1 protein-coding gene is annotated in these 868 nt (G+C 62.9%); it reads left to right on the forward strand.

Features of this window, described 5'->3' with window-relative positions:
* A partial coding sequence (locus ACE04F_RS13665) for a cupin-like domain-containing protein (RefSeq protein WP_486107450.1) occupies positions 1-844 on the forward strand: 844 nt, incomplete at its 5' end.
* Positions 845-868 lie beyond the last annotated feature (24 nt).

The raw sequence follows: 868 nt of genomic DNA on the forward strand, positions 1-868 counted from the left end.
CGATCACGCCCGCAATGGCAGCCGCCCGGCGGAAAAGGTCGACATGAACAAACGCTACCCGACCCCGCCGCGCTTCAGCGAAACCCTCACCGCGAGCCTGCCCGCCCAACGCAGCGTCGAGCGGCGGCCGAGAAGCGAACTGTCGGTGAGGGATTTCCAGACACGCTACCTGCCCCATGGCATTCCGCTGGTGATCAGCGATGCGCTGCAGGACTGGCCCTTGTTCAAGCTCAGCCGGGAAGAATCCCTGGTTCATTTTGCCCAGCTGCAAGGCATCACCCGCCACGGCGACTATGTAAAAAAAACCTTTTCCACGGAGCGGGATTTCCGCTCGACCTCCATGGCCGACTTCATCGAGTCCCTCGACAACCCGACCGCCAAGGGTGCGGACGGCGAACCGCCAGCCTACATGGGCAACAATATCTTGCCGGCGCAGTTGATGGAGCTGATCAAATACCCGCCCTATTTCGATCCGTCGCTGTTCATTCCGCCGCGCATCTGGATCGGCCCCAAGGGCACCCTCACACCGCTGCACCGCGACGACACCGACAACCTGTTCGCCCAGGTCTGGGGCCAGAAAACCTTCACCCTCGCCGCCCCCCACCACCGCGAGGCCCTGGGCACCTGGTCGACCGCGCCCCAGGGTGGACTGGACGGTTGCGACTTCAACCCGGACGCGCCGGATTACGAGCGTTTCCCCCACGCCCGCGACGTGACATTCCTGCGGGTGACGCTGGAGGCTGGGGATTTGCTGTTTTTGCCGGAGGGCTGGTTTCATCAGGTGGAATCGGTGTCCACTTCGCTGTCAGTGAATTTCTGGGTGAATTCAGGGCGGGGTTGGTAGCGTCCAGCATTGCCCTTGTGGCGA

It is taken from the genome of Pseudomonas sp. AGC41, from assembly GCF_057334555.1.